Genomic DNA, 25,256 nt, shown 5'->3' with positions numbered 1-25,256 from the left:
GATCTAGGGTGGGCGTCTTTTTTCAGCCAAAGGCAACGTCCATGTTCGAACAATTCCTACAAAGTCTGGGGCTTTCGGCCTTCAGCCTGCAGGGCTTTGGCCCGCTGCTGATGCAAGGCACCTGGATGACCATCAAGCTGTCGGCCCTGTCCTTGTTGCTGAGCGTCCTGCTCGGCCTGCTGGGCGCCAGCGCCAAGCTGTCCCGCGTCAAACTGCTGCGAATCCCCGCCCAGCTCTACACCACGCTGATCCGCGGCGTGCCGGACCTGGTGCTGATGTTGCTGATCTTCTACAGCCTGCAAACCTGGCTGACCTCGTTTACCGACTTCATGGAATGGGAATACATCGAGATCAACCCATTCGGCGCCGGGGTGATTACCCTCGGCTTCATCTACGGCGCGTACTTCACCGAAACCTTTCGCGGCGCGATCCTCGCGGTCCCCCGCGGCCAGGTCGAAGCCGCCACGGCCTATGGCCTCAAGCGTGGCCAGCGCTTTCGCTACGTTGTCTTTCCACAAATGATGCGCTTTGCCTTGCCGGGTATCGGCAACAACTGGATGGTGATGCTCAAGGCCACCGCGCTGGTGTCGATCATCGGCCTGGCCGACCTGGTCAAGGCGGCCCAGGACGCGGGCAAGAGCACCTACCAGCTGTTTTACTTCCTGGTGCTGGCGGCATTGATCTACCTGCTGATCACCAGCGCGTCCAACTTCATCCTGCGCTGGCTTGAACGCCGCTACGCCGCCGGCGCCCGGGAGGCGGTGCGATGATCGAACTCCTGCAAGAATACTGGCGGCCGTTTCTCTACAGCGACGGCGTCAACATCACCGGCCTGGCGATGACCCTGTGGCTGCTCAGCGCCTCGCTGCTGATCGGCTTCGTGGTGTCGATCCCGCTGTCCATCGCCCGGGTTTCCCCCAAGTTCTACGTCCGCTGGCCCGTGCAGTTCTACACCTACCTGTTCCGGGGCACGCCGCTCTATATCCAACTGCTGATCTGCTACACCGGCATCTACAGCATCGAGGCGGTGCGCGCCCAGCCCATGCTCGACAGCTTCTTTCGCGATGCGATGAACTGCACGATCCTGGCCTTCGCCTTGAACACCTGCGCCTACACCACGGAAATTTTCGCCGGGGCGATTCGCAGCATGAACCATGGCGAAGTGGAAGCGGCCAAGGCCTACGGCCTGACCGGTTGGAAACTGTATGCCTACGTGATCATGCCGTCGGCCCTGCGCCGCTCTCTGCCGTACTACAGCAACGAAGTCATCTTGATGCTGCACTCGACGACCGTGGCATTCACCGCTACCGTTCCAGACGTGCTGAAAGTCGCCCGGGATGCCAACTCGGCGACGTTCCTGACGTTCCAGTCGTTCGGGATCGCCGCGTTGATCTACCTGACTGTCACCTTTGCGCTGGTAGGCCTCTTCCGCCTCGCCGAACGCCGATGGCTGGCCTTCCTCGGGCCGACCCACTAAGGCTTTTGCTCCAGGACACACACGCACATGCGCCATCAGATCCATGACCTGCTGGCCCCGGTACCGGGGACAGCGCGCAAGATCCACAGCTTCCACTTCGGCCCGGAAAATGCCGTCGGCAAAATCTACATCCAGGCGTCCCTGCACGCCGATGAACTGCCGGGCATGCTGGTCGCCTGGCACCTCAAGCAACGCCTGGCCGAGCTCGAGGCGTCGGGCCACCTGCGGCACGAGATCGTGCTGGTGCCCGTCGCCAACCCCATCGGCCTTGAACAAGTGCTGATGGACGTGCCCCTGGGCCGCTACGAAACCGAGAGCGGGCAGAACTTCAACCGCCGCTTCGTCGACCTGAGCGAGGAGATCGGCAACGAGATCCAGGACCTGCTCACCGACGATCCGCAGCACAACCTGATGCTGATCCGCACCAGCCTGCGCGATGCCCTCGCCCGGCAAACCCCTGGCACGCAATTGCAGTCCCTGCGCCTGGCCCTGCAGCGACTGGCTTGCGACGCCGACATGGTGCTGGACCTGCATTGCGACTTCGAAGCCGTGGCCCACCTCTACACCACGCCCGAAGCCTGGCCCCAGGTCGAGCCGCTGGCCCGCTACATCGGTGCCGAAGCCAGCCTGCTGGCAACCGATTCGGGTGGCCAGTCGTTCGATGAGTGCTTCACCCTGCTCTGGTGGCAGCTCAAGGAACGCTTCGGCGACCGCTTCGAGATTCCCTTGGGCAGTTTTTCGGTCACCGTGGAGTTGCGCGGCCAGGGCGACGTCAATCACGGCTTGGCGAGCCTCGACTGCCAGGCCTTGATCGAGTACTTGATCCGCTTCGGCGCCATCGACGGCGAACCGATGCCCATGCCCGAACTGCCCTACCCGGCCACGCCGCTGGCCGCGGTCGAGCCGGTGGCGACGCCCGTGGGCGGGTTGCTGGTCTACAGCGCCTTGCCCGGCGAATACCTGGAGGCGGGGCAACTGATCGCGGAAATCATCGACCCGGTCAACGATACCGTCACCCCCGTTCATTGCCGTAACGCCGGGCTGCTGTACGCCCGTTCGCTGCGCCGCATGGCCACGGCCGGCATGGTGATTGCCCATGTCGCCGGCACCGAGGCCTACCGCAGCGGCTACCTACTTTCGCCTTGAGGATGCATGCTCCATGTACAAACTGACCATCGAAGGCCTGCATAAAAGCTATGGCGAACATGAAGTGCTCAAGGGCGTTTCGCTCAAGGCCAAGACCGGCGACGTCATCAGTCTCATCGGTGCCAGCGGCTCGGGCAAGAGTACCTTCCTGCGCTGCATCAACTTCCTGGAACAACCCAACGATGGCGCCATGACCCTGGACGGTCAGTCAATCCAGATGATCAAGGACCGCCACGGCATGCACGTGGCCGACGCCGACGAACTGCAACGTATCCGCACGCGCCTGGCCATGGTGTTCCAGCACTTCAACCTGTGGAGCCACATGACCGTGCTGGAAAACATCACCATGGCGCCGCGCCGGGTGCTGGGGGTGAGCAAGCAGGAAGCCGACGACCGTGCCCGACGTTACCTCGACAAGGTCGGCCTGCCGGCGCGGGTCGCCGAGCAGTACCCGGCGTTCCTCTCCGGCGGCCAGCAACAGCGGGTGGCCATTGCCCGTGCGCTGGCAATGGAGCCGGAGGTGATGCTGTTCGACGAACCCACCTCGGCACTGGACCCGGAGTTGGTGGGCGAAGTGCTGAAAGTGATCCAGGGCCTGGCTGAAGAAGGCCGGACCATGATCATGGTGACCCACGAAATGAGCTTCGCCCGCAAGGTCTCGAACCAGGTGCTGTTCCTGCACCAGGGCCTGGTGGAAGAGGAAGGCGCACCGGAAGACGTGCTGGGCAATCCCACCAGCGAACGGCTCAAGCAATTTCTCAGTGGCAACCTGAAATAAACCTCGGCCTCCCCTTAAAAGGAGGCGCCAGGCGCTGCTTTTGTGGCGAGGGAGCTTGCTCCCGCTGGGCTGCGAAGCGGCCCCCTGCATCTGGAAGACGCACTGCAGGAGGCAGGCTGCGCCTCCAGCGGGAGCAAGCTCCCTCGCCACAGAAGCGCGCTCGCCACGATGTCCTGCATAAAACCTTTCATCTCCCGAGCAAGCTTTGCTCCCACAGGTTTGCTGCTTAACTGACTGGCATTCGGCGCCAGGCGCTGCTTTTGTGGCGAGGGAGCTTGCTCCCGCTGGGCTGCGAAGCGGCCCCCTGCATCTGGAAGACGTACTGCAGGAGGCAGGCTGCGCCTCCAGCGGGAGCAAGCTCCCTCGCCACAGAAGCACGCTTGCCCCGATGTCCTGGATAAAACCTTTCGCATCTCGCCGTGGTCACTGGAAGAGGACCTTCAGGGCGCACGCGGCAGGCATGGCGACATCCAACAATTTCGCGAAACAGTGGTTCGATGCCCGCGGCTGGAAGCCATTCGCCTTTCAAAAGCAAGTATGGGCCGCGGTCAAGCGTGGGGAGTCCGGGCTGTTGCATGCCAGCACCGGTGCCGGCAAGACCTACGCCGTGTGGTTTGCCGCCCTCAACCGCTTCGCCCGCTCGACACCGCCGCCGGACAAACCGCGCAAACGCAAGCCGCCAGCCGAACCGCTGACAGTCCTGTGGATCACACCGATGCGCGCTTTGGCGGCCGACACCGGCAAAGCCCTTGAAGCGCCCCTGGCAGACCTGCAACTGCCGTGGAGTGTCGGCCTGCGCACCGGCGACACGAGCCCCAGTGAACGCGCCCGCCAGGGCCGGCGCCTGCCCACCGCGCTGATCACCACGCCCGAAAGCCTGACCCTGATGCTCGCCCGAGCCGACGCGCACGCTGCCGTCTCGACCCTGCGCATGGTGGTCGTGGATGAATGGCACGAGTTGCTCGGCAACAAACGGGGCGTGCAACTGCAACTGGCCCTGGCCCGCTTGCGGCACTGGCACCCCGAACTCATCGTTTGGGGCGTGTCCGCAACCCTGGGCAACCAGGCCCACGCCGAGCAGGTGTTGATCCCGCAAGGCAACGGCGCCAGCGTTCAGGGCGCCAACGGCAAGGCGCTGCAGGTCAACACGCTGCTGCCTCCGGCCCTCGAACGTTTCCCATGGGCTGGGCACATCGGCCTGAAGATGCTGCCCAAGGTCGTCGCCGAAATCGACGCCAGTCGCAGTTGCCTGGTCTTCACCAATACCCGGGCGCAATCGGAAATCTGGTATCAGGCCATCCTCGAAGCAAGGCCCGACTGGGCCGGGCTGATCGCCCTGCACCATAGCTCGCTGTCCCGCGACACCCGGGATTGGGTGGAGCGTGCGTTGAAGGACGGCCAGCTCAAAGCGGTGGTCTGCACGTCGAGCCTGGACCTGGGGGTGGATTTCCTGCCGGTGGAACGGGTGCTGCAGATCGGCTCGGCCAAGGGTGTGGCGCGGCTGATGCAGCGGGCCGGGCGCTCCGGCCACGCACCGGGGCGGACTTCACGGGTGACGCTGGTGCCGACCCACAGCCTGGAATTGATCGAAGCCGCTGCCGCCCAGGACGCGGTGGCCCAACGGCGCATCGAACCTCGCCTGTCACCCCACAAACCGCTGGATGTCCTGGTGCAGCATTTGGTGAGCATGGCCCTGGGCGGCGGCTTCGTTCCCGACGAACTGTTCGCGGAGGTGCGGGGGGCCTGGGCCTATCGCGACCTCAACCCGGCCGAATGGGCCTGGGCCCTGGCCTTTGTACGCCATGGCGGTTTGTCACTGACCGCCTACCCCGATTACCGACGGGTCGAGCCGGACGAACACGGGATCTGGCGAGTCCCCGATGCGCGCCTGGCCCGGCGCCACCGCATGAGCATTGGCACCATCGTCAGCGATGCCAGCCTGCAATTGAAATTCTGGAGCAAGGGCGGCGGCGGCAAGACCCTGGGCAGCGTCGAGGAAGGTTTCATCGCTCGCCTGCGCCCCGGTGACGGTTTCCTGTTCGCCGGGCGGCTGCTGGAATTGGTCCGGGTCGAAGACATGACCGCCTACGTGCGGCGCAGCCAGGCCAAAAAGGCCGCCGTGCCGCGCTGGAACGGCGGGCGCATGCCACTCTCCAGCGAATTGGCGGCCGCTGTCGTGGCCCGTTTGAGCGAAGCCGCCGCCGGCCGCTTCGAGGGGCCGGAGATGCAGGCCGTGCAGCCCTTGCTGACGACGCAGGAACGCTGGTCCGGTTTGCCCACGCAACACACCCTGCTGGCCGAATCCCTCAAGTCCCGGGAAGGCTGGCACTTGTTTCTCTACCCGTTTGCCGGGCGCCAGGTTCATCTGGGCCTGGCCAGCCTGCTGGCCTGGCGCGTCAGTCGGCAACAGCCGGTGACGTTTTCCATTGCGGTCAACGACTACGGCCTGGAACTGCTCAGCGCCACGGCGGTGGATTGGTCGCACGTCCTGACCCCGGGCCTGCTGAGCGTCGATCACCTGCTGGCCGACGTGCTCGCCAGCTTGAACGCTGGGGAACTGGCCCTCAGGCGCTTTCGAGAAATCGCCCGGATCGCCGGGCTGGTCTTCGCCGGCTATCCCGGTGCGCCAAAAAGCACCCGGCAAGTCCAGGCCTCCAGTGGCTTGTTCTTCCAAGTGTTCAAGCAATACGACGCCGACAATCTCTTGCTGGCCCAGGCCGGGGAGGAAGTCTTGCGTGAGGAATTGGATATCAATCGTTTGGAGCAGACTTTGCAACGCCTCAATACCTTGAAGCTGGACCTGCACAGGATCAAGCGCCCCACCCCGCTCGGCTTCCCGCTGCTGGTGGAGCGGTTCCGGGAAAGCATGAGTTCGGAAAAACTCGCCGACCGCATCCGGCGGATGGTCAACGAGTTGGAAAAGACCGCCGATCGCGGTGACGCCTGATGCCTGCGCCTTATCCCGTCAACCTCGCTGGGGAAGAACTCTGGCTGCTCCCGGAAAAAGCCCTGTACTGGCCCGCCCAGGAAACCTTGATGGTGGCCGACGTTCATTTTGGCAAGGCCGCCGCCTATCGCAGCCTCGGGCAACCGGTGCCCCACGGCACCACCGCCAGCAACATCGCGGTGCTGGATGGGTTACTGGCCAGCCTGGCGTGTCGACAGCTGATTTTTCTCGGGGATTTTCTCCACGGCCCGGGTTCTCACGCGCCCGGCACCCTGAAGGCCCTTTCCGATTGGCGTGCGCGATATTCGCACCTGGCCATGACGCTGATTCGCGGCAACCATGACAAGCGCGCCGGCGACCCACCGCCGGAGCTGAATATTCGCGTCGTACCGGAGCCGCTGCTGCTGGGCCCGTTCGCCGTGCAACACGAGCCCACCCCGCACGCCAGCCGCCATGTGCTGGCCGGTCACGTACACCCGGTCTATCACCTGAGTGGCAAGGGCCGACAACGGCTGCGCCTGGCCTGTTTCCGCCTGGGTAGCGAGATCAGCCTGCTACCGGCCTTCGGTGCGTTCACGGGCGGCTATCGGGTCGATCAGGACAGCGATTGCAGGATTTTTGTCATTGGCGATAACGAAATATGGCCTGTGAGCTGAAAGCTTCAAGCTTCAAGCTTCAAGCTTCAAGCCAAGCTACATGCGCCAACTTGCAGCTTGCAGCTTGTAACTTGCAGCTGATTTCATGCCACCGGCGCAGGAGGCGGCTCGTCCGGCAGGGTGGGTTCGCCAGGTTCGGTAGGCTGTTCGTTAGGCGTGTCGGGATCGGGCTGGCCGGGGATGCCGCCCGCCGCTTCGGCAGGATGGGCCAGCAATGACCAAGCCATGACGCCGATCTGATTGGGCTCAAGCCTTGCCAGTTCGGCACTGATTCGCGGATCGATCTTCATAGAGCAACTCCTGAGCGAGGGCCCGCTGCGCTGACGCAAAAAAAAACGGGCAGTACACCCCATAGAGTGCCTGCCCGCCCAGGAATTCCAACAGCTCGTCAGATTCAGGTACGCGGCAGGGTCACGCCGCGCTGTCCCTGGTACTTGCCGCCACGGTCCTTGTAGGACACTTCGCATTCTTCGTCGGACTCAAGGAACAGCATTTGCGCCACGCCTTCGTTGGCGTAGATTTTTGCCGGCAGGGTCGTGGTGTTGGAGAACTCCAGGGTCACGTGGCCTTCCCACTCGGGTTCCAGCGGCGTGACGTTGACGATGATGCCGCAACGGGCGTAGGTGCTCTTGCCCAGGCAAATGGTCAGCACATTGCGCGGAATGCGGAAGTACTCGACGGTGCGGGCCAGGGCGAAGGAGTTCGGCGGGATGATGCACACGTCGCTCTTGACGTCGACGAAGCTCTTCTCGTCGAAGTTCTTCGGGTCGACCGTGGCCGAGTTGATGTTGGTGAACACCTTGAATTCATCGGCGCAGCGCACGTCGTAGCCGTAGCTGGAGACGCCGAAGGAGATCAGCCGGTCGGCGCCTTCGCCACGCATCTGGCGCTCGACGAAGGGCTCGATCATGCCGTGCTCTTGCGCCATGCGGCGAATCCACTTGTCCGATTTGATGCTCATGGCGGTTTCCTGAAATAGCGAGGTGGAAAAAATACGTCCGGCATCTTACCGGGGCGCGGGGCAGGGTTCAAAGCGCGTCACGCAAATCTCGCCGATCCACCTTGATTTCCGGGTCCTGCCGGCCATCGCCCGCGCCGTCAGTCACCAAATAAGAGAAACCTTCGCAAAGACCATTGGCACATTCTGGAAAAAGGGTTAAGGTGGCGCCACTGTGTTGCTTGTGTCACTGAGAATCTCTACACGATATGTTGAATTTCGATCCAACCATCTACAAGAATTTTTCCTGCTCTTTGCACTCAGTCTCGGCCAGGGTTCTTCCTGAGTCGCAGTTATCTTTGTTCAAGGAGTTACACCATGTCTAATCGCCAAACCGGTACCGTTAAGTGGTTCAACGATGAAAAAGGCTTCGGCTTCATCACCCCACAATCCGGTGACGACCTGTTCGTTCACTTCAAAGCTATCCAATCCGACGGCTTCAAAAGCCTGAAAGAAGGCCAACAGGTTTCTTTCATCGCTACCCGCGGTCAGAAAGGCATGCAAGCTGAAGAAGTTCAAGTTATCTAACTTGTCCTTGCTTTAGTAAAAGGCCCCGCCCTCAAAAGCGGGGCTTTTTTGTGTCCGTGTGTTTTACCAGCCCTCAGCCCCGCTTCTGCTCTATATGATTCGCACCCTGAAAATCACATGGAAGAAGCAGGATGCAGCTCATTTCCTGGAAGGCGCTCAACGCAGCACTACTCGTTTTTACCGCTCCTCTCAATGCAGAATCACGACCTGATCACCCTTCGGTCATAACAGCGATGAATCCTCGCGCCACGTACCTGGCAAAAGGTCAAGAGGTTAACGGCCACTCCGTAATGCAGTTAAGAGCCGCAGCACGCCTGACCCTCTCTACACCTCACTCCTGCGGGAGCAACGAGGTTTACCTCACCCCTGAATCCATAGGGGTGCCAGATGAATCGTTTCGGCGGGCACTTGGCGAAGTTCAGGATCTTATAGACCAGAAAACCCCTCTTCTCTTGACGCTTTCAAACTGCGAACGCAAACGCGCTTTTCTTGAAAAAGTCCGCCCCTGTACCCCCGAAGAATGCGGCGAGCTGACCGCTACGCTGGTCGACGGAAAGCTTTTTCTGGATGAGGACTATAAACCAACGGGAAAAAGTCTCGCGGCTTATTACCTGGAAATGCCTATGCCTTACGACAGCAAACGCCAGGCATGGCGGGCGGAAGTTTTTTACGTCAACTCCCGAGCTCTGCGCTACGACTACTTCGTAAATGCGGAAGATTTCGCTTCAAGCCGCCCCGTATTCGAAGCCAAAGCCTATTATCCAACCGGGCAGCTACACCATCGCTACCAAAATGATCGAGATGGCCTACGCCAGGGAGAATCGCTGACCTACTCCCGAGACGGCGTGATCATCCAACGAGAAAATCACCTAAACAATGAGCTGGACGGTTGGCAAACCACCTATCACGACAACGGCAAAATCGCCGAATCCTTCAAATGGCGTCAAGGTACGCTGGAGGATGGTGAGTATCTTGAATATGACGAAAATCAGAGAGTGATTGGCCGAACCAGCTATAAAGCTGGCGTATGGGATGGACCGGCCCTGACGTATTACCCGAACGGTCAGCTGAGGAGCCGCGTAGTCTTTGTTCGCGGCAAAGCTCAAGGCTTCAGCCCTATCTATTTTGAGAATGGCGCGCTCCAGCTGTCTCGGAACGTGCTCAACGGTAAGTCCGATGGCTGGGTAGTCGAATACCATCCCAATGGCAGGACCAAAAGAAAGGAGTCCCATCAGCGTGGGACTCAGCGCAGCTACGCGCTCTGGAACGAGCAGGGCATCAAAACAACCGAATGGCAATGGGACGAACGCAAACGCAAACACGGGGATTTCAAGCAGTGGCACGAAAACGGCCAGCTTAAAAGGCAAGAGACTTACAAAGACGGACAGTTACAGGGTCACGTTCGGACTTGGGCTGAAGATGGCAAGCCTCGTTCGTCCGTCCAATATCAAGACAACAAGCTCCACGGCATCAGCCAATACTGGAACAGCGATGGAAGGCTAGTAGAGGATTGCGAATACACTGAAGGCGTACGCCAGCAAGGATGCCTGCATATGTAAGACGCAACGCAACCCGCCTCTAACGGACTGCCTGCTGGTTATTGCGCTCCTGACGATCGTGTCAGCTTTTGCCAACGCACAAAACCTGTGGGAGCGGGCTTGCTCGCGAAAGCGGTGAATCAGCAACATTTTCGTTGACTGACACACCGCTTTCGCGAGCAAGCCCGCTCCCACATTGATTTGTTGGCTAGCCTGGGGTTACCAGGTCACGCCAAACCCCGCCGTGTAGCGCGTCTTGCTCAGGTCGCTGTCCTCGGTGCCCTCGATGACATCCTTCTCGGCCTTGAGATTGAGCGATGCCCAGTCGGTGACCTTGTAGCGCAGCCCCATCTCGGCGTCATAGGCGTACTCCGCCACGCCGGACAGCGGCTTGCCCACTTCGCCGTTGGTGAAGAACTCGACGCGCTTGCCGATCAGGTAGCGGTTGTAATCCCACTTCATCGCCACGGAATAGAAGTTGTCCTTGCCGCCGTCGCGGTACTCGTAATCGGTGCGGTTGAGCAGCGAACCCAGGGAGAACGCCCCCAGTTCGTCATCCCAGAACTGGTAGCCCGGACCGGTACCCACTACGCGCTGGCGAGCCAGGTCTTCGACTTTGTCGCGTTTGTAATTCAAGCGACCTTGCCAGAACCATTTGTCGGTAATGAACCGATCGAGGGAATACTCCAGGCGCCAGTTATCGGCGGACACGACGTCATCCTGGAATTCACGGTTGTATTCGCCTTCAGCAGTGTGCCGCCATCTGCCGTGGCGTGCCGAAGTCTTGAAATCGATGTCGTAATCATCGGTATCGGCTTCCGCACGCTGGTAATCCAGCGCGGCATCGACATTGCCTTTCCACACCAGGTCCTCGACCACCGGCTTGGGCTTGAGGATCTGCTGGATACTGGCCAGCTCGACGGTTTTGGGCCCATCACCGTTGGCCAGGGTGACCTTGCCATCCTCGGCCGCTTGCAGCGCCTTGGCTTTCTCGCCGGTGTAGGCATCCTGCTTGACCAGGAGTTGCTGATCACTCTCCAGGGTCTTGACCTGTTTCCAGTCAACGGGAATCGCGCCGGCATAATCGGTCTGGATCAGCAACTTGCCGCCATCGAAAACGGTAATCTTGCCACTGAGTTTGTCCCCATTCTTCAACCAGACAGTGTCGGCAAGTAGGGGCATGGAGGCGCTGGCAACAGCCAGGCATAGCAGGGTTCTAGACAACATAAGCGATAAAGGGCTCAAGTTTGCGGTGAAAAGGCGGCATTATCCCCCAGGATGACACCTCAGCAAGGACTGACCTGTGTAGGACTGATGAGTTCATTTCTCAACCAGTCCTGTAGGAATTAATCTACAGACGGACACCCACCTCAGGAACCCCTACGTGACTGACACCCCAGCGAGCACCGAGAACGCCGCCCAGATCCGCCGCACCACCCTTTATCTGACCCTGGCACAGGTCCCGACGGGCAAGGTCGTCACCTATGGCCAACTTGCCGAGATGGCCGGCCTGGGCCGCGCGGCGCGCTGGGTTGGAAGAACCCTCAGCCAATTGCCGAACGACACCAAGCTGCCTTGGCATCGGGTATTGGCGGCCGGTGGTCGGATCAGCCTGCCGGTGGGCAGCGCCTCGGGGGATGAACAGCGCGCACGCCTGCGCATGGAAGGAATCAGTATCCTGAACAATCGTGTTGATATTCAGCGCCATGGCTGGCGCCCGGTAGAGCACAGCGGTTAGAGTGCGCGCTTTGTTTTCGCAATTTTTGAGGCAGACTCCAGCCCATGCCCCGTAAAACCTGGCGCGCCGCCCTCGCCGCCTATGCCAGTCCCTCGACGCTCGTGCTGTTGCTGCTTGGCTTCGCCGCCGGCTTGCCATACATGCTGGTGTTTTCCACGCTTTCAGTCTGGTTGCGCGAAGCCGGCGTGGCCCGCGAAACCATTGGCTACGCGAGCCTGATCGGCCTGGCGTATGCCTTTAAATGGGTCTGGTCGCCGCTGCTCGACCAATGGCGCCTGCCGCTGCTCGGCAAACTGGGGCGCCGTCGTTCATGGCTGGTGCTCTCCCAGGCGCTGGTCATTCTCGGCCTGATCGGCATGGGCTTCTGCGACCCACAGAAACACCTATCCTGGTTGATCGCCATCGCCGTGATCGTGGCCTTCGCGTCTGCGACGCAGGACATCGCCGTCGACGCCTACCGCCTGGAGATCGCCGACGACACCCGCCAGGCCGCCCTCGCCGCCAGCTACATGTCCGGCTACCGCATCGCCGCGCTGCTGGCCACCGCCGGCGCCCTGTTCTTCGCCGAAGGCTTTGGCTCCACCGGTTTCAGCTACAAACACTCGGCCTGGGCCGGCACCTACCTGTTGTTCGGCGTGCTGATGGTCCCGGCGCTCCTCACGTCCCTGTTCATGCGCGAGCCACCGGTACCGCTGCGCACCCAGTTGCAGGCCGGGCGCTACACGTTTGTCCATCAGTTGGCGTCGGTATTCGTACTGATCGTGCTGCTGGTCTCCGTCCCGGCGATGTTCACCCAACTCTTCAACACCGACTTCGCCAGCGTGCTGTTCGAGGGCGTCAGCCTGCTCGACCTGCTGCTCGAAGACCGCGCCTTCCTGCGGGCCATCCTCTATACCCTCTTGACCGCCCTGTGCCTGTCGGCCATGGGCCGGCGCGGACTGGCGCCAGTGCTGACGCCGATCAACGATTTCATCCTGCGTTATCGCTGGCAGGCCCTGCTGCTGCTCGGATTGATCGCAACCTACCGGATGTCCGACACGGTCATGGGCGTCATGGCCAATGTGTTCTACATCGACCAGGGGTTCACCAAGGACCAGATCGCCAGCGTCAGCAAGATTTTCGGGCTGATCATGACTCTCGTCGGCGCCGGCATGGGCGGCCTGTTGATCGTGCGTTTTGGAATCCTGCCCATCCTGTTCATCGGCGGTGTCGCCTCGGCCGCCACCAACATCCTCTTCCTGATGCTCACCGACATGGGCGCCAACCTGCAGATGTTGATTGTCACCATTTCCCTGGACAACTTCAGCTCCGGCCTGGCCACTTCGGCGTTCGTCGCCTACCTGTCGAGCCTGACCAACCTGAAATTCTCCGCCACCCAATACGCCTTGCTCAGCTCGATCATGCTGTTGCTGCCGCGTTTGATCGGTGGCTATTCAGGGGTGATGGTGGAAAAGTTCGGCTACCACAATTTCTTCCTGATCACCGCCCTGCTGGGCGTGCCGACCCTGTTGCTGATCGCCTTGCACTGGTTCCAGGAGAACCGTCGCCAGGACTCGGCACCCGCCGAGGAACCGGCGCCCACCCGCCCCGCGGAAGAGTCGTAGGAAACTTCAGAAAACACCGGGAAAACCGGTGTCCGCACCTGGCGACCGGCCACGCGCCTGTACGCCAGGGCATCTCGCCCGTACAATGCTCCGTCACTTCTCGTCATCAGCAACCGACAACGGCCAACCATGCGCACCAGTCAATTTTTGCTCGCCACACAAAAAGAAACGCCTTCCGATGCCGTCGTGATCAGCCATCAATTGATGCTGCGTGCCGGCATGATCCGCAAACTCGCCTCGGGCCTGTACACCTGGCTGCCGATGGGCCTGCGGGTCATGCGCAAGGTGGAAGCGATCGTTCGCGAAGAGATGGACGCCGCCGGCTCCCTGGAAGTGTTGATGCCGAGCACCCAGCCGGCCGAGCTGTGGCAGGAATCGGGGCGTTGGGAAGAATACGGCCCTGAGCTGCTGCGCATCAAAGACCGCCACGGTCGCGACTTCTGTGCAGGCCCGACCCACGAAGAAGTGATCACCGACCTGATGCGCAACGAGTTGAGCAGCTACAAGCAGCTGCCGATCAACCTGTATCAGATCCAGACCAAGTTCCGTGACGAGATCCGTCCACGCTTCGGCCTGATGCGCGGTCGCGAATTCATCATGAAGGATTCCTATTCCTTCCACGCCGACCTGGCCTCGCTGCAGGTCACCTATGACCGCATGCACCAGGCGTACTGCAACATCTTCACCCGCCTGGGCCTGAAATTCCGCCCGGTTGAAGCCGACAACGGTTCCATCGGCGGTGCCGGTTCCCACGAATTCCACGTGCTGGCCGAGTCCGGCGAAGACGACATCGTCTTCAGCAACGGCTCCGACTACGCCGCCAACATCGAGAAAGCCGAAGCCGTGCCACGGGAAACCTCCCGCGCCGCGCCAACTGAAGCGTTGCGCCTGGTGGACACGCCGAACGCCAAGACCATTGCCCAGTTGGTGGAAGGCTACGACCTGCCGATCGAGCGCACCATCAAGACTCTGATCGTACGGGCGGAAGAAGCCGGCAAGTTGATTGCCCTGATCGTCCGTGGCGACCACGAGCTGAATGAAATCAAGGCCGCCAACCAGCCAGGCGTCGCCAGTCCGCTGGTCATGGCCACCGACGCCGATCTGCGCGACGCCATCGGCGCCGGTGCCGGCTCCCTCGGCCCGTTGAACCTGCCACTGCCGATCATCATCGACCGTTCGGTGGAGTTGATGAGCGACTTCGCCATCGGCGCGAACATTGATGACAAGCACTACTTCGGCGTGAACTGGGAACGCGACCTCCCGGTTCCAACCGTCGCGGACCTGCGCAACGTCGTGGCCGGCGATCCAAGCCCGGACGGCAAGGGCACCCTGGAAATCAAGCGCGGCATCGAAGTCGGCCACATCTTCCAGCTGGGCGACAAGTACAGCAAGGCGATGAAATGCGAAGTGCTGGGCGAGAACGGCAAGCCGGTCACCCTGCAAATGGGCTGCTACGGCATCGGCGTTTCCCGCGTGGTGGCCGCCGCCATCGAGCAGAACAACGACGAGAAAGGCATCATCTGGAGCGACACGTTGGCGCCATTCCAGGTGGCCCTGGTGCCACTGCGCTACGAAACCGACCTGGTGCGCGAAGCCACCGACAAGCTCTACGCCGAACTGACGGCCGCCGGCTTCGAAGTGCTGCTGGACGACCGCGACAAGAAAACCAGCCCCGGCATCAAGTTCGCGGACATGGAACTGATTGGCATCCCTCATCGGATCGTCGTCAGTGACCGTGGCCTGGCCGAAGGCAACCTGGAATACAAGAGCCGCACCGAGGCCGAGCCGCAAGCGCTGCCGGTCGCCGACGTGTTGTCGTTCCTCCAGGCCCGTATCCGCCGCTGACACCAGATAGAGACGTCATGTTCAAGCGAAACACCTTAGGCCTCGGTGGCGCCGCCCTGTGCGGCGCCCTGCTGGTCAGCGGCTGTGCCAACCAAATGTCGCAACGCAGCGAGCACGAAAAGCGGGTCGAGCGCAAATTGCTCGACCACAGCCTGCAGATCGACGTGGGCGAACCCAAGGTGCTCGACCTGCCGCAGCGTCGGGTGCGCATCAATGAGCAGAAGACCTTCGAAGTCACTGAGTTCGAGGTCACCCGCCATTATGATCGCTACACGCCGTACCAACCCTGGCGGGAAATCTACGAGATCCCCCTGGGCGCGGTGGCCGTCGTGGCCGGTGTCGGTGCGAACGTGGTCAATGTGTTCGCCCTCGGCAACCTGCCGGACACGGCGACCCGTGACTGGATCAGCTACGGTTTCGCCGGGCTCAACCCGTTCATGAACGTCCCTTCCCATGGCCGCGCCCAGCAGAACCTGGCGGGCATCGACGAAGTCCAGCGCGACAAGCGCACGGAACACTCGAGCCTGCCCTGGAGCGAACGCCCGGTGGAGGTCAAGGCCGCCCGGCAGACCTTCGAACTGAGCACCGACCGTAACGGCGTGCTGCGCTTGAACCTGCTGGAAAGCCCGTTCGCCGAACAGGACCTGAGCCAGTTCGGCAAATTGCAGATCAGCGTGACGGATGCCCAGGACGAGGTTCACACCGACTCATCCCTGAGCATCAGCAGCACCTTGCGTAGCAAGCTGGTGGAAGCCCACGCGCTGATCTACGACGACTTGGAAGACGACGAGGTGAGCCAGTGGGTCCATCGGGTCAGGCGCCTGTCGGAGCTGGGACTTGAAGAGGAAGCCAGTGAACTGGAACAGAGCCTGATCGAACTGACGCGCAACGATCCGGAGCTGCAGACCGAGTTCATGAAAGCCTTGACCAAGGATGGCGGACGATTGGTGGCGGATCCGGGCGCTCACTGAGCCCAGTCTGGATGGGGCAATCTCTCTTGTGGCGAGGGAGCTTGCTCCCGCTGGGCTGCGCAGCAGCCCTGAAACCTGCCACCTCGGTATGTCAGATACGTTGAGTAGCAGTTTTGGGTCCGCTACGCGGCCCAGCGGGAGCAAGCTCCCTCGCCACAAGAGCAAAAGGCATGGCCTTCATCAGCCAAGCGACAGCCTCACCGCTCAAACAACTCCAACTGCTCAAACCCACCCCGCAAGTCTTCCAGCCGCACCCCGATCCCCAATAACCGCACCGGCTTGCCGCCCCGGTTGAACGCCTGGGTCAACAACAACTGGTAACTGCCCAAGTCACGCCCTGCCCCGGCCTGCTCCAGCGTGGTCTGGGTGAAGTCGTGGAACTTCACTTTGACGAACGGCTTGCCCGGTCGATAACTGCTGTCGATCCGGGCCATGCGCCCCCTGAGGGTTTCCATCAGCTCCGGCAGTTTGTCGAGGCAGCTCACCAGGTCGGGCAAGTCGACATCGTAGGTATTCTCCACGCTGATGGACTGCCGCCGGCTGTCGTTGTGCACCAGACGCTCATCGATCCCACGGGCCAGGCTCCAGAGCCGCTCACCGAAACTGCCGAATTCGCGCACCAGTGCCAACTTGTCCCATTCACGCAACTGCAGGCAATCGTTGATGCCGAGCCGGTTCAGCTTATCGGCAGTGACCTTGCCAACGCCGTGGAGCTTGCTGACCGGCAGGGCCGAGACAAAATCCTCGACCTGATCCGGGGTGATGACAAACAACCCGTTGGGCTTTTTCCAGTCACTGGCGATCTTGGCCAGGAACTTGTTCGGCGCGACGCCGGCGGACACAGTGATGTGCAATTGATTGGATACACGCCGGCGAATGTCCTGGGCGATGCGGGTGGCGCTGCCGCCGAAATGGGCGCTGGCGGAGACGTCCAGGTAGGCCTCGTCCAGGGACAGCGGCTCGATCAGGTCAGTGTAATCGCTGAAAATCGTATGGATTTCCTTCGACGCTTCCCGATAGGCCTCCATCCGCGGCTTGACGATGGTGAGGTCCGGACAGAGCTTCAAGGCGTGGCCGGAAGACATGGCCGAGCGCACGCCGTAGGCCCGCGCTTCGTAGTTGCAGGTGGCAATCACACCCCGCCGATCCGCCGAGCCACCCACAGCCAAGGGCTTGCCGGCCAGCCGCGGATCATCGCGCATCTCGATAGCGGCATAAAAACAGTCACAGTCGACATGGATGATTTTACGTTGCGTCATAGCGGAACAGGGTGTGCGACGAATCGGGCCACCAGTATCGCACCGGCACCTGTATATAGCACCAGTAGTTTGAAAGATCCTTCGTTGAGGCCCGAAAACGCCTACACAAATTTACTTCTTCAATCGCAATGAACCGCCCAATAGAGCGCCAACCCTTGCCAGGCCTGCGTCACAGCGTTGTCACAATGCCTTTTACAAGGCTAAGCGCTTGAAGCGGAACAGTTTTTTTGAACACCAGGCTTGACAGCTGCTCGATCCTCTGTAGAATGCCGCCACACAGACGCGGGATGGAGCAGTCTGGTAGCTCGTCGGGCTCATAACCCGAAGGTCGTCGGTTCAAATCCGGCTCCCGCAACCAAACATCAAAAAAGGCTACTCGAAAGAGTGGCCTTTTTTGTGCCTGCTCGTTTTTTGACCACTCGATCAGAGAGACGCCGCCTACGACCCCCCACGCGCCCCAGGTTGTAGGACAATTTTCTTTAGATTCCGAGCATTTAGCCAGGCAAGGGACGGATCAGTGGTTTATTTCGCCCCTTCGCCTTTTAACGGTTGACACCCGGGCGTTCGCCTGTAGAATGCCGCCACACAGACGCGGGATGGAGCAGTCTGGTAGCTCGTCGGGCTCATAACCCGAAGGTCGTCGGTTCAAATCCGGCTCCCGCAACCAAATATCAAGAAAGGCTGCTCGAAAGAGTGGCCTTTTTTGTGCCTGATGAAAAAAGGCTTCATTACAAATATTTTGTAATTATTTTCTACCGCAGGGATTGGTAACTTCGCTGGTTACCCCCATCCTGTCGCGCATAGCTCAAGAGGTGATTGATGCGCGCCCACTCGTCTGACCCGCAAGACTCCGTTACTGCGACACAACCGATCAAGGCCGAGCGACTGCGCTGGCTGGATCGGATCAGTCAGTACCGCCAGCCCATCGGTCTCGCCGTCACGCTGCTGCTATTTGCGATTGCATTGATTGCCTGCCGCCACTTGCTGAGCGAGCTCGATCTCTACGCCCTGCACGACTCGATTCTGGAAGTGCCCCGGCCTGCCCTGCTCGGCGCGATCGCCGCCACGGTCGTCGGCTTCATCCTTCTCCTGGGCTACGAATGGTCCGCCAGCCGCTATGCCGGTGTGACGCTGCCACCGCAAACCATGATCCTCGGCGGGTTCACGGCGTTCGCCATTGGCAACGCCATTGGCCTGTCGCTGCTGTCGGGCGGCTCGGTTCGCTACCGCCTATATGCGCGTCATGGCCTCGGGGCATCGGATGTCGCCCACATGACGCTGTTCGCCAGCCTGTCCTTGGGCTGTGCGTTGCCGCCGTTGGCCGCCCTGGCAACACTCAGCAACCTGCCCGCCGCGTCTGCCGCGCTGCATTTACCTGCCGCGTTGCTTGGGGCGATTTCCGTGGCGGTGCTGCTGCTCACCAGCGCCTTGGCCATCGGTATTTACCGTCGGCGCCTGCCAGAGCAGCCCCATAGGGACAGCCTTCTGGTAAAGGCCGGGCGTCGCACCCTGCGCCTGCCGGGCCGGCGCCTGACCTTCCTGCAACTGGTGATTACCGCGCTGGATGTGGCCGCGGCCGCCACGGTGTTGTATCTGTTGCTGCCCGAGGCACCGCCGTTCGGCGCCTTCCTGCTGGTGTACTTGCTGGCGTTGGCCGCCGGGGTGCTCAGCCATGTGCCGGGCGGAGTCGGGGTATTCGAGGCGATCCTGCTGGCCGCGTTTGCCGACAAACTCGGCGCCGCCCCCTTAGCCGCGGCGCTGTTGCTGTACCGCTTGATCTACGTGCTGCTGCCAATGCTGGTGGCCTGCGTGTTACTGCTGATCAATGAGGCACAACGGCTGTTCCAGACGCGCCAGACCCTGCGGGCAGCCTCGGGGCTTGCCGCGCCGATCCTGGCGGTACTGGTGTTTCTCTCCGGTGTGGTGCTGCTGTTTTCCGGCGTGACACCGGAAATCGACACCCGCCTGGAGCACATCGGTTTCCTGATTCCCCATCGGCTGGTGGACGCTTCGCACTTCGGTGCCAGCCTGGTGGGCGTGTTGTGCCTGCTGCTCGCCCAAGGCCTGCGCCGTCGCCTGTCGGCCGCCTGGATGCTGACCACGGTTTTGCTGCTGGTGGGCGCCCTGCTCTCGCTGCTCAAGGGCTTCGATTGGGAAGAAGCCACGCTGCTGACGCTGACGGCGGCCTTGCTGGCTGTATTCCGGCGCTCCTTTTATCGTCCAAGCCGCCTGACCGAATTGCCCTTCTCCCCGCTGTTCCTGATCGCCAGCCTCTGCGTCCTCGGCGCGTCGATCTGGTTGTTGCTTTTTGCCTACCAGGACGTGCCCTACAGCCATCAACTTTGGTGGCAGTTTACCCTCGATGCCGACGCCCCTCGCGGCTTGCGCTCCCTCTTGGGGGCGGCCGTGCTGTTGGTGGTGGTGTCGCTCACCTGGCTGCTGCGCACGGCACGGCCGGTGATCCATTTGCCGACGGCAGGAGAACTGGAACGGGCCAAAACGGTCCTCATGGCATCGTCGCAACCCGACGGCGGCCTGGCCCTGACCGGTGACAAGGCGCTGCTGTTCCACCCCAACGACGAGGCATTCCTGATGTATGCCCGCCGTGGTCGCAGCCTGGTGGCGTTGTATGACCCGATCGGCCCTACCCAGCAGCGGGCCGAAATGATCTGGCAGTTCCGCGACCTGTGCGACATCCACCATGCCCGTCCCGTGTTCTATCAGGTGCGCGCCGAAAACCTGCCCTACTACATGGACATCGGCCTGACGGCCATCAAGCTGGGCGAGGAAGCACGGGTCGACCTCAAGCGTTTCGATCTCGAAGCCAAGGGCAAAGAGATGAAGGATTTGCGCTACACCTGGAACCGCGGCACCCGTGATGGCCTGTCGCTGGAGATCCACGAGCCAGGCCAGGCGCCGATGGACGAACTCAAGGTCATTTCCGACGCCTGGCTGACCGGCAAGAACGTGCGGGAAAAAGGTTTCTCCCTGGGGCGTTTCAGCGACGACTACCTCAAGCATTTCCGCATCGCAGTGATTCGTTTCGAGGGCCGGCCGGTGGCGTTCGCCAACCTGCTGGAAACCCACAGCCACGACCTGGCCAGCCTCGACCTGATGCGTGCCCACCCCGAGGCGCCGAAACTGACCATGGAATTCATGATGGTCGGCCTCATCCAGCATTATAAAAACCATGACTACGCCCGCTTCAGCCTCGGCATGGTCCCGCTGTCGGGCTTGCAACCGCGGCGCGGCGCACCCTTGACCCAGCGCCTGGGTTCAATGGTGTTCCGCCGTGGCGAGCAGCTCTATAACTTCCAGGGGCTGCGCCGCTTCAAAGACAAATTCCAGCCTGACTGGGAACCTCGTTACATGGCCGTGCCCGCCGGACTCGATCCGTTGGTAGCGCTGGCCGATACTGCCGCCCTGATTGCGGGCGGCCTGACTGGACTGGTGAAACGCTGATGATGCAACGCTCCTGGCGATACGTAGTGGCCGCCCTGCTGGTGCTGGCGGTGATTCTCGGTGGCGGTTACTGGTACTGGAACCGCCCGGCCCCACAACCCACCCTTGAACAACTGGCGCCCGCCGATGGCGCAGCACTGACCCGGGTCACCCCCGGCGCCAAGGCGCTCGCTCGGGTACTGGTGGCGGTCAATGAGGACCAGAAGCTCAGCGACTCGCAATTGACGACCCTCAGCCGTAGCGGCTCGGCGCAGATCGTCCAGGTGATCCTGCCCAAGGACTGCATGCTGCAAGGCCGTGCCCTGCAAGCCGGCCTGAGAGAACTGCAAGGCCCGGCCACATTGGTCAGCGGCATCGGCCCTGGCGCCGTGCTGGCCTGGCGTTGGCTGGCCGAGCAGAAGGACGACAAGGCCAAGGCCGTGTCGGTGGACCTGGCCCTGGAAAAACCCGGCTGCACCCACCTGTTGCCTAAAAGCGCAGCCCATGGTCATTGGCTGGTGGCCTGGAACGACAACCCCGACGACACCAGCGCCGGTTTCGTCAGGGATCAAAAAAACGCCGAAACCAGCATCAGCGACTACGACATCAACCTGCCGCAAGTGCTGAACAACGAGCTGCGCAAGATCCTGGTGGGCACCGACAAGGCCAAGGGCGGCCTGAGCATTCCGGTGGTGGAAGTGCCTGCCAGCCAGGCGCGGGATACCGTGACCCTGTTCCTCTCCGGAGACGGCGGCTGGCGTGACCTGGACCGCGATGTAGCCGATGAAATGGCCAAGATCGGCTACCCAGTGGTCGGCATCGACACCCTGCGCTACTACTGGCAGCACAAGAGCCCTGAGCAGAGCGCGGCGGACCTGACCGAGCTGATGCAACACTACCGGCAGATCTGGGGCACCAAGCGCTTCATCCTGACCGGCTACTCCTTCGGCGCCGACGTGTTGCCGGCGATCTACAACCGCCTGCCGGCCACCGAACAACAGCGGGTCGACGCGATCATCCTGCTGGCCTTCGCCCGCACCGGCAGCTTCGAGATTGAAGTCGAAGGCTGGCTCGGCAACGCCGGCACTGAAGCCGCCACCGGCCCGGAAATGGCCAAGCTGCCAGCCGACAAAGTGGTGTGCATCTACGGCGGCGAAGAAGCCGACGAAAGCGGCTGCACCGACAAGACCGCCGTAGGGGAAGCCATCAAGCTGCCTGGCGGCCACCACTTCGACGAAAACTACCCGGCCCTGGCCAAGCGCTTGATCGATGAGATCAACAAGCGCCAGAACAAGACAGCCGAACAGTAAACAGATACCAGCCTGACAAAAGCCCCGACAGCCTTACGGTTGCCGGGGCTTTTTTTGTACCGCCCGGCTTACACACAACCCTCTGTGGGAGCGGGCTTGCTCGCGAAGGCGGCGTGTCAGTCGACATCATCGCCAACTGGCACGCCGCCTTCGCGAGCAAGCCCGCTCCCACAAGGTTCGCCTGGCGCCGACATTGTGTAGCTCATAAAAAAGCCCCCGCTACCGCAAGGCAACGAGGGCTTTTTAAAGACGACGTTCTGCCGCGTCGTACACTTCCTTATCCCGCCGAGCGCCAACGGCCACGATCAATACCTGAATCACTTTCCCGTCGACCCTGTACACGATACGGGTATCACCTGTTCGAATTCTTCGACATCCCGCCAGGCTGGCTCTGAGCGGCTTACCGGTTTTGTCCGGTTCACCATTCATAATCCGCGCTTCGATGACATCGAGAATCCGGTTCGCGGCCGCCGCACCCAACTGATCCAAATCGTCTTGAACCTCCGGATGGTAAATAACACCCCAAGCCATTCACCGCTCCTTCAGTCGTTTTTGGCGTACCGTGCCCGCATATCCTCATGGCTGATAGCCTTGGCCTGGTCGAAACCGATCAGGCGCTCGCGAGCCGTCGCTTCGACGCGAAGGTTTTCCAGCTCATCGAGCATTTCCTGATAGGCATCGACGTTGATAATCACTGCTGCCGGCTCATTGTCCTTGAAGATGACCAGCTTTTCGGTTGCACGGCTCGATACTTCCTTGAGCTTCGCGCTGAACCCCCTGACCATTGCCGTAACGGATACTGCTTGATCAGCCCGCTCCAGTAACGCTGCCATGTCTTACCTCCTGCCGCATGAATACTGCATATCTTTATACATACCGTTATGCGCAAAGTGTTGCGCGACAACGTGTATAAATCAAGTTGAAAAAAATCACCCGACCAATTGCTGTATTGAAAAGACACCCCCATAAAAAAGCCCTCGCCGCCGCAAGGCAACGAGGGCTTTTTTGTTTTCCTGGTACTACTACATCTCGACCTGCGTCCCCAGTTCGATCACCCGGTTCAACGGTAGATTGAAGAAGCGCAGGTTGCCGTTGGCGTTTTTCAACATGAAGGCGAATAACGACTCACGCCAGCGGGCCATGCCTTCGAGCTTGGAGGCAATGACGGTTTCGCGGCTGAGGAAGTAGGTGGTGCGCATCGGGCTGAAATCCAAATCATCCAGATGGCAGAGCTTGAGCGCCTCGGGCACGTCCGGCTCGTCAGTGAAACCGAAGTGCAGGATCACCCGGAAAAACCCTTCGCCGTAGGCGTCGACCTCAAAGCGCCGTTGCGGCGGTACCCGGGGAATGTCCTCGTACACCACCGTCAGCAGCACCACCTGCTCATGCAGCACCTGGTTGTGCAATAGATTGTGCAACAGGGCGTGAGGCACGGCATCCGAACGCGCGGTCAGGAACACGGCGGTCCCTTGCACGCGGTGCGGGGGTTGCACGCGGATGCTGCTGATGAAGATCGGCAGTGGCAACGCCCCTTCGTCCAGGCGATCCACCAGCAGTTGCTTGCCGCGCTTCCAGGTGGTCATCAGCACGAACAAGGCAATACCGGCGATGACCGGAAACGCACCGCCCTGGATGATCTTCGGCACGTTGGCGGCGAAGTACAGACCGTCCACCAGCAGGAAACCGAACAACAACGGGACTGCCAGCAGCGGTGGCCATTTCCACAACAGCAGGATCACCGCGGACACCAGGATCGTGGTCATCAACATGGTACCGGTCACCGCCACGCCGTAAGCCGAAGCCAGCGCGCCGGACGATTCGAAGCCCAGCACCAGCAGCACCACGCCGACCATCAGCGACCAGTTCACCGCACCGATGTAGATCTGGCCCTGCTCGGCGCTAGAGGTGTGCTGGATGTACATGCGCGGAATGTAACCGAGTTGGATGGCCTGGCGCGTCAGGGAGAACGCGCCGGAAATCACCGCTTGCGAAGCGATGACCGTGGCCAGGGTCGACAGGCCGACCAACGGCAGCAACGCCCAGCTCGGCGCCAGCAGATAAAACGGGTTGCGTGCCGCTTCCGGGTCACCGAGCAGCAACGCACCTTGACCGAAATAGTTGAGCATCAGGCCTGGCAACACCAGGATGAACCAGGCACGGGCAATCGGTTTGCGACCGAAGTGGCCCATGTCGGCGTACAGCGCTTCGGCGCCGGTCAGCGCCAGCACTACCGCGCCGAGGATGGCCACGCCCATGCCCGGATGGACCACAAAGAAGCGCACGGCCCAGGCCGGGTTCACCGCCTGCAACACTTCCGGATGCTGCACGATGCCGTACACCCCCAGGGCGCCGAGCACCAGGAACCAGGTCACCATGATCGGGCCGAACAGAATGCCGATCCTTGCAGTGCCGTGGCGCTGGATCAAAAACAACGCCACCAGCACCACCAGCGACAGGGGCACCACCCAGTGGTCGATGCCTTCGAATGCGAGGCCCAGGCCCTCGATCGCCGAAAGCACCGAGATCGCCGGGGTGATCATGCTGTCACCGTAGAACAGCGCCGCGCCGATCAAGCCGCAGATCACCAGGAATGTACGCAGCCGCGCCCTCCCCGCCGCCGCTCGCCGCGCCAGGGCGGTGAGCGCCATGATCCCGCCCTCGCCCTGGTTGTCGGCGCGCAGGACGAACATCATGTACTTGATCGACACGACCCAGATCAGCGACCAGAAAATCAGCGACAGGATCCCCAGCACCCCATCGTGATTGACGGGTACGCCATAGGCCCCGGAAAACACTTCCTTGAGGGTGTACAACGGGCTCGTGCCGATGTCGCCATAAACCACTCCGACCGCCGCGACCAGCATGCTCAGCGGCTTCGCTGCCGAATGCTCGGCACCTGCCACCTGACTACTTGCATGAGCCATCCAACACTCCCGATTCCCTGACCTGTCTTCTTGAACGAAACACGATGCTTTGTTGAGGCAGCATGCGCAGCTTTACGCATTGTTACAGATGTTTTGT

General features: G+C 61.3%; 21 protein-coding genes and 2 tRNA genes. 16 read left to right on the top strand and 7 right to left on the bottom strand.

Annotation, left to right across the window (positions count from 1 at the left end; translation table 11 throughout):
- The first annotated feature begins 41 nt into the window (after positions 1 to 41).
- From HU715_RS01245 to pdeM, 6 genes are all read left to right on the top strand, one after another.
- Entirely contained in the window at positions 42 to 770 is a 729-nt protein-coding gene (locus tag HU715_RS01245) for an ABC transporter permease (protein WP_053118993.1), read from the top strand.
- Positions 767 to 1,477 (top strand): ABC transporter permease, encoded by a 711-nt coding sequence (locus tag HU715_RS01240; protein WP_053118991.1) that lies wholly within the window; start codon positions 767 to 769, stop codon positions 1,475 to 1,477. The genes HU715_RS01245 and HU715_RS01240 overlap by 4 nt, the downstream gene beginning before the upstream one ends.
- 27 nt (positions 1,478 to 1,504) lie before the next feature.
- A complete protein-coding gene (locus tag HU715_RS01235) occupies positions 1,505 to 2,623 on the top strand; it encodes a succinylglutamate desuccinylase/aspartoacylase family protein (RefSeq protein ID WP_186708407.1) in 1,119 nt (372 codons plus the stop codon).
- A gap of 13 nt (positions 2,624 to 2,636) precedes the next feature.
- On the top strand, positions 2,637 to 3,401 hold the full coding sequence (locus tag HU715_RS01230) for an ABC transporter ATP-binding protein (RefSeq protein WP_186708405.1): 765 nt from the start codon (positions 2,637 to 2,639) through the stop codon (positions 3,399 to 3,401).
- Between the two features lie 460 nt (positions 3,402 to 3,861).
- Positions 3,862 to 6,348, top strand: a complete 2,487-nt coding sequence (locus HU715_RS01225; RefSeq protein WP_186708403.1) for a ligase-associated DNA damage response DEXH box helicase — start codon at positions 3,862 to 3,864, stop codon at positions 6,346 to 6,348.
- The gene (gene pdeM, locus HU715_RS01220; protein WP_186708401.1) at positions 6,348 to 7,004 is read left to right on the top strand and encodes a ligase-associated DNA damage response endonuclease PdeM; all 657 of its coding nucleotides are present in this window, start codon (positions 6,348 to 6,350) and stop codon (positions 7,002 to 7,004) included. The genes HU715_RS01225 and pdeM overlap by 1 nt, the downstream gene beginning before the upstream one ends.
- Positions 7,005 to 7,087: 83 nt before the next feature.
- Here pdeM and HU715_RS01215 read toward each other — a convergent pair whose 3' ends face one another.
- Together HU715_RS01215 and dcd are read right to left on the bottom strand one after the other, a co-directional pair.
- Entirely contained in the window at positions 7,088 to 7,294 is a 207-nt protein-coding gene (locus HU715_RS01215) for a hypothetical protein (RefSeq protein WP_041022879.1), read from the bottom strand.
- Positions 7,295 to 7,398: 104 nt separating this feature from the next.
- Positions 7,399 to 7,965: a dCTP deaminase gene (dcd, locus tag HU715_RS01210; protein ID WP_003184751.1), complete on the bottom strand. Its 567-nt coding sequence runs from the start codon at positions 7,963 to 7,965 to the stop codon at positions 7,399 to 7,401.
- A 354-nt stretch (positions 7,966 to 8,319) separates the two neighbouring features.
- On the opposite strand from dcd, the gene HU715_RS01205 reads away from it, so the two are divergent.
- Positions 8,320 to 8,529: a cold-shock protein gene (locus tag HU715_RS01205; protein ID WP_002554837.1), complete on the top strand. Its 210-nt coding sequence runs from the start codon at positions 8,320 to 8,322 to the stop codon at positions 8,527 to 8,529.
- Positions 8,530 to 8,660: 131 nt separating this feature from the next.
- Positions 8,661 to 10,088 carry a toxin-antitoxin system YwqK family antitoxin gene (locus tag HU715_RS01200; protein WP_225917539.1) on the top strand — a complete coding sequence of 476 codons (1,428 nt, stop codon included), beginning with the start codon at positions 8,661 to 8,663 and terminating at the stop codon, positions 10,086 to 10,088.
- A 198-nt stretch (positions 10,089 to 10,286) separates the two neighbouring features.
- Here HU715_RS01200 and HU715_RS01195 read toward each other — a convergent pair whose 3' ends face one another.
- Entirely contained in the window at positions 10,287 to 11,294 is a 1,008-nt protein-coding gene (locus tag HU715_RS01195) for a DUF481 domain-containing protein (protein WP_186708399.1), read from the bottom strand.
- Between the two features lie 157 nt (positions 11,295 to 11,451).
- On the opposite strand from HU715_RS01195, the gene HU715_RS01190 reads away from it, so the two are divergent.
- The 4 genes from HU715_RS01190 (at position 11,452) to HU715_RS01175 (ending at position 16,225) form a co-directional block, all read left to right on the top strand.
- A complete protein-coding gene (locus HU715_RS01190; RefSeq protein WP_186708397.1) occupies positions 11,452 to 11,805 on the top strand; it encodes an MGMT family protein in 354 nt (117 codons plus the stop codon).
- A gap of 44 nt (positions 11,806 to 11,849) precedes the next feature.
- Positions 11,850 to 13,409, top strand: coding sequence for an AmpG family muropeptide MFS transporter (locus HU715_RS01185; RefSeq protein ID WP_186708395.1), 1,560 nt, complete (start codon positions 11,850 to 11,852; stop codon positions 13,407 to 13,409).
- A gap of 129 nt (positions 13,410 to 13,538) precedes the next feature.
- Positions 13,539 to 15,254: a proline--tRNA ligase gene (locus HU715_RS01180; protein ID WP_186708393.1), complete on the top strand. Its 1,716-nt coding sequence runs from the start codon at positions 13,539 to 13,541 to the stop codon at positions 15,252 to 15,254.
- A 17-nt stretch (positions 15,255 to 15,271) separates the two neighbouring features.
- A complete protein-coding gene (locus tag HU715_RS01175; protein ID WP_186708391.1) occupies positions 15,272 to 16,225 on the top strand; it encodes a hypothetical protein in 954 nt (317 codons plus the stop codon).
- A 197-nt stretch (positions 16,226 to 16,422) separates the two neighbouring features.
- Here HU715_RS01175 and dinB read toward each other — a convergent pair whose 3' ends face one another.
- Entirely contained in the window at positions 16,423 to 17,484 is a 1,062-nt protein-coding gene (gene dinB / locus HU715_RS01170; protein WP_186708389.1) for a DNA polymerase IV, read from the bottom strand.
- Positions 17,485 to 17,765: 281 nt separating this feature from the next.
- Here dinB and HU715_RS01165 point away from each other — a divergent pair.
- The 4 genes from HU715_RS01165 (at position 17,766) to HU715_RS01150 (ending at position 22,235) form a co-directional block, all read left to right on the top strand.
- Positions 17,766 to 17,842 (top strand) — tRNA-Met (locus HU715_RS01165).
- Positions 17,843 to 18,074: 232 nt separating this feature from the next.
- Positions 18,075 to 18,151: transfer RNA gene (locus HU715_RS01160), tRNA-Met, on the top strand.
- A gap of 152 nt (positions 18,152 to 18,303) precedes the next feature.
- Positions 18,304 to 20,946, top strand: coding sequence for a bifunctional lysylphosphatidylglycerol flippase/synthetase MprF (gene mprF / locus HU715_RS01155; RefSeq protein WP_186705566.1), 2,643 nt, complete (start codon positions 18,304 to 18,306; stop codon positions 20,944 to 20,946).
- On the top strand, positions 20,946 to 22,235 hold the full coding sequence (locus tag HU715_RS01150) for a virulence factor family protein (RefSeq protein WP_186705565.1): 1,290 nt from the start codon (positions 20,946 to 20,948) through the stop codon (positions 22,233 to 22,235). Before mprF ends, HU715_RS01150 begins: the two co-directional genes overlap by 1 nt.
- A gap of 243 nt (positions 22,236 to 22,478) precedes the next feature.
- Here the strand turns inward: HU715_RS01150 and HU715_RS01145 are convergent, their stop codons facing one another.
- From HU715_RS01145 to HU715_RS01135, 3 genes are all read right to left on the bottom strand, one after another.
- Positions 22,479 to 22,766: a type II toxin-antitoxin system RelE family toxin gene (locus HU715_RS01145; RefSeq protein ID WP_186705564.1), complete on the bottom strand. Its 288-nt coding sequence runs from the start codon at positions 22,764 to 22,766 to the stop codon at positions 22,479 to 22,481.
- 11 nt (positions 22,767 to 22,777) lie between these two features.
- Positions 22,778 to 23,068: a type II toxin-antitoxin system Phd/YefM family antitoxin gene (locus HU715_RS01140; RefSeq protein ID WP_186705563.1), complete on the bottom strand. Its 291-nt coding sequence runs from the start codon at positions 23,066 to 23,068 to the stop codon at positions 22,778 to 22,780.
- A gap of 189 nt (positions 23,069 to 23,257) precedes the next feature.
- Positions 23,258 to 25,099, bottom strand: coding sequence for a potassium transporter Kup (locus HU715_RS01135; RefSeq protein WP_434576609.1), 1,842 nt, complete (start codon positions 25,097 to 25,099; stop codon positions 23,258 to 23,260).
- Between the last annotated feature and the right edge of the window lie 157 nt (positions 25,100 to 25,256).

Origin of the sequence: Pseudomonas zanjanensis, from assembly GCF_014268745.2 — a bacterium.
Classification (GTDB): domain Bacteria; phylum Pseudomonadota; class Gammaproteobacteria; order Pseudomonadales; family Pseudomonadaceae; genus Aquipseudomonas; species Aquipseudomonas zanjanensis.
Note: the sequence above shows the minus strand (reverse complement) of the source record. Positions and strands in the feature narration are given on the sequence as shown.

Bases quoted from the DNA above. Each gene is read 5' to 3' on its own strand.
- HU715_RS01245 (WP_053118993.1), top strand. From the start codon at position 42: ATGTTCGAACAATTCCTACAAAGTCTGGGGCTTTCGGCCTTCAGCCTG.
- HU715_RS01240 (WP_053118991.1), top strand. From the start codon at position 767: ATGATCGAACTCCTGCAAGAATACTGGCGGCCGTTTCTCTACAGCGAC.
- HU715_RS01235 (WP_186708407.1), top strand. From the start codon at position 1,505: ATGCGCCATCAGATCCATGACCTGCTGGCCCCGGTACCGGGGACAGCG.
- HU715_RS01230 (WP_186708405.1), top strand. From the start codon at position 2,637: ATGTACAAACTGACCATCGAAGGCCTGCATAAAAGCTATGGCGAACAT.
- HU715_RS01225 (WP_186708403.1), top strand. From the start codon at position 3,862: ATGGCGACATCCAACAATTTCGCGAAACAGTGGTTCGATGCCCGCGGC.
- pdeM (WP_186708401.1), top strand. From the start codon at position 6,348: ATGCCTGCGCCTTATCCCGTCAACCTCGCTGGGGAAGAACTCTGGCTG.
- HU715_RS01215 (WP_041022879.1), bottom strand. From the start codon at position 7,294: ATGAAGATCGATCCGCGAATCAGTGCCGAACTGGCAAGGCTTGAGCCC.
- dcd (WP_003184751.1), bottom strand. From the start codon at position 7,965: ATGAGCATCAAATCGGACAAGTGGATTCGCCGCATGGCGCAAGAGCAC.
- HU715_RS01205 (WP_002554837.1), top strand. From the start codon at position 8,320: ATGTCTAATCGCCAAACCGGTACCGTTAAGTGGTTCAACGATGAAAAA.
- HU715_RS01200 (WP_225917539.1), top strand. From the start codon at position 8,661: ATGCAGCTCATTTCCTGGAAGGCGCTCAACGCAGCACTACTCGTTTTT.
- HU715_RS01195 (WP_186708399.1), bottom strand. From the start codon at position 11,294: ATGTTGTCTAGAACCCTGCTATGCCTGGCTGTTGCCAGCGCCTCCATG.
- HU715_RS01185 (WP_186708395.1), top strand. From the start codon at position 11,850: ATGCCCCGTAAAACCTGGCGCGCCGCCCTCGCCGCCTATGCCAGTCCC.
- HU715_RS01180 (WP_186708393.1), top strand. From the start codon at position 13,539: ATGCGCACCAGTCAATTTTTGCTCGCCACACAAAAAGAAACGCCTTCC.
- HU715_RS01175 (WP_186708391.1), top strand. From the start codon at position 15,272: ATGTTCAAGCGAAACACCTTAGGCCTCGGTGGCGCCGCCCTGTGCGGC.
- dinB (WP_186708389.1), bottom strand. From the start codon at position 17,484: ATGACGCAACGTAAAATCATCCATGTCGACTGTGACTGTTTTTATGCC.
- mprF (WP_186705566.1), top strand. From the start codon at position 18,304: ATGCGCGCCCACTCGTCTGACCCGCAAGACTCCGTTACTGCGACACAA.
- HU715_RS01150 (WP_186705565.1), top strand. From the start codon at position 20,946: ATGATGCAACGCTCCTGGCGATACGTAGTGGCCGCCCTGCTGGTGCTG.
- HU715_RS01145 (WP_186705564.1), bottom strand. From the start codon at position 22,766: ATGGCTTGGGGTGTTATTTACCATCCGGAGGTTCAAGACGATTTGGAT.
- HU715_RS01140 (WP_186705563.1), bottom strand. From the start codon at position 23,068: ATGGCAGCGTTACTGGAGCGGGCTGATCAAGCAGTATCCGTTACGGCA.
- HU715_RS01135 (WP_434576609.1), bottom strand. From the start codon at position 25,099: ATGCTGGTCGCGGCGGTCGGAGTGGTTTATGGCGACATCGGCACGAGC.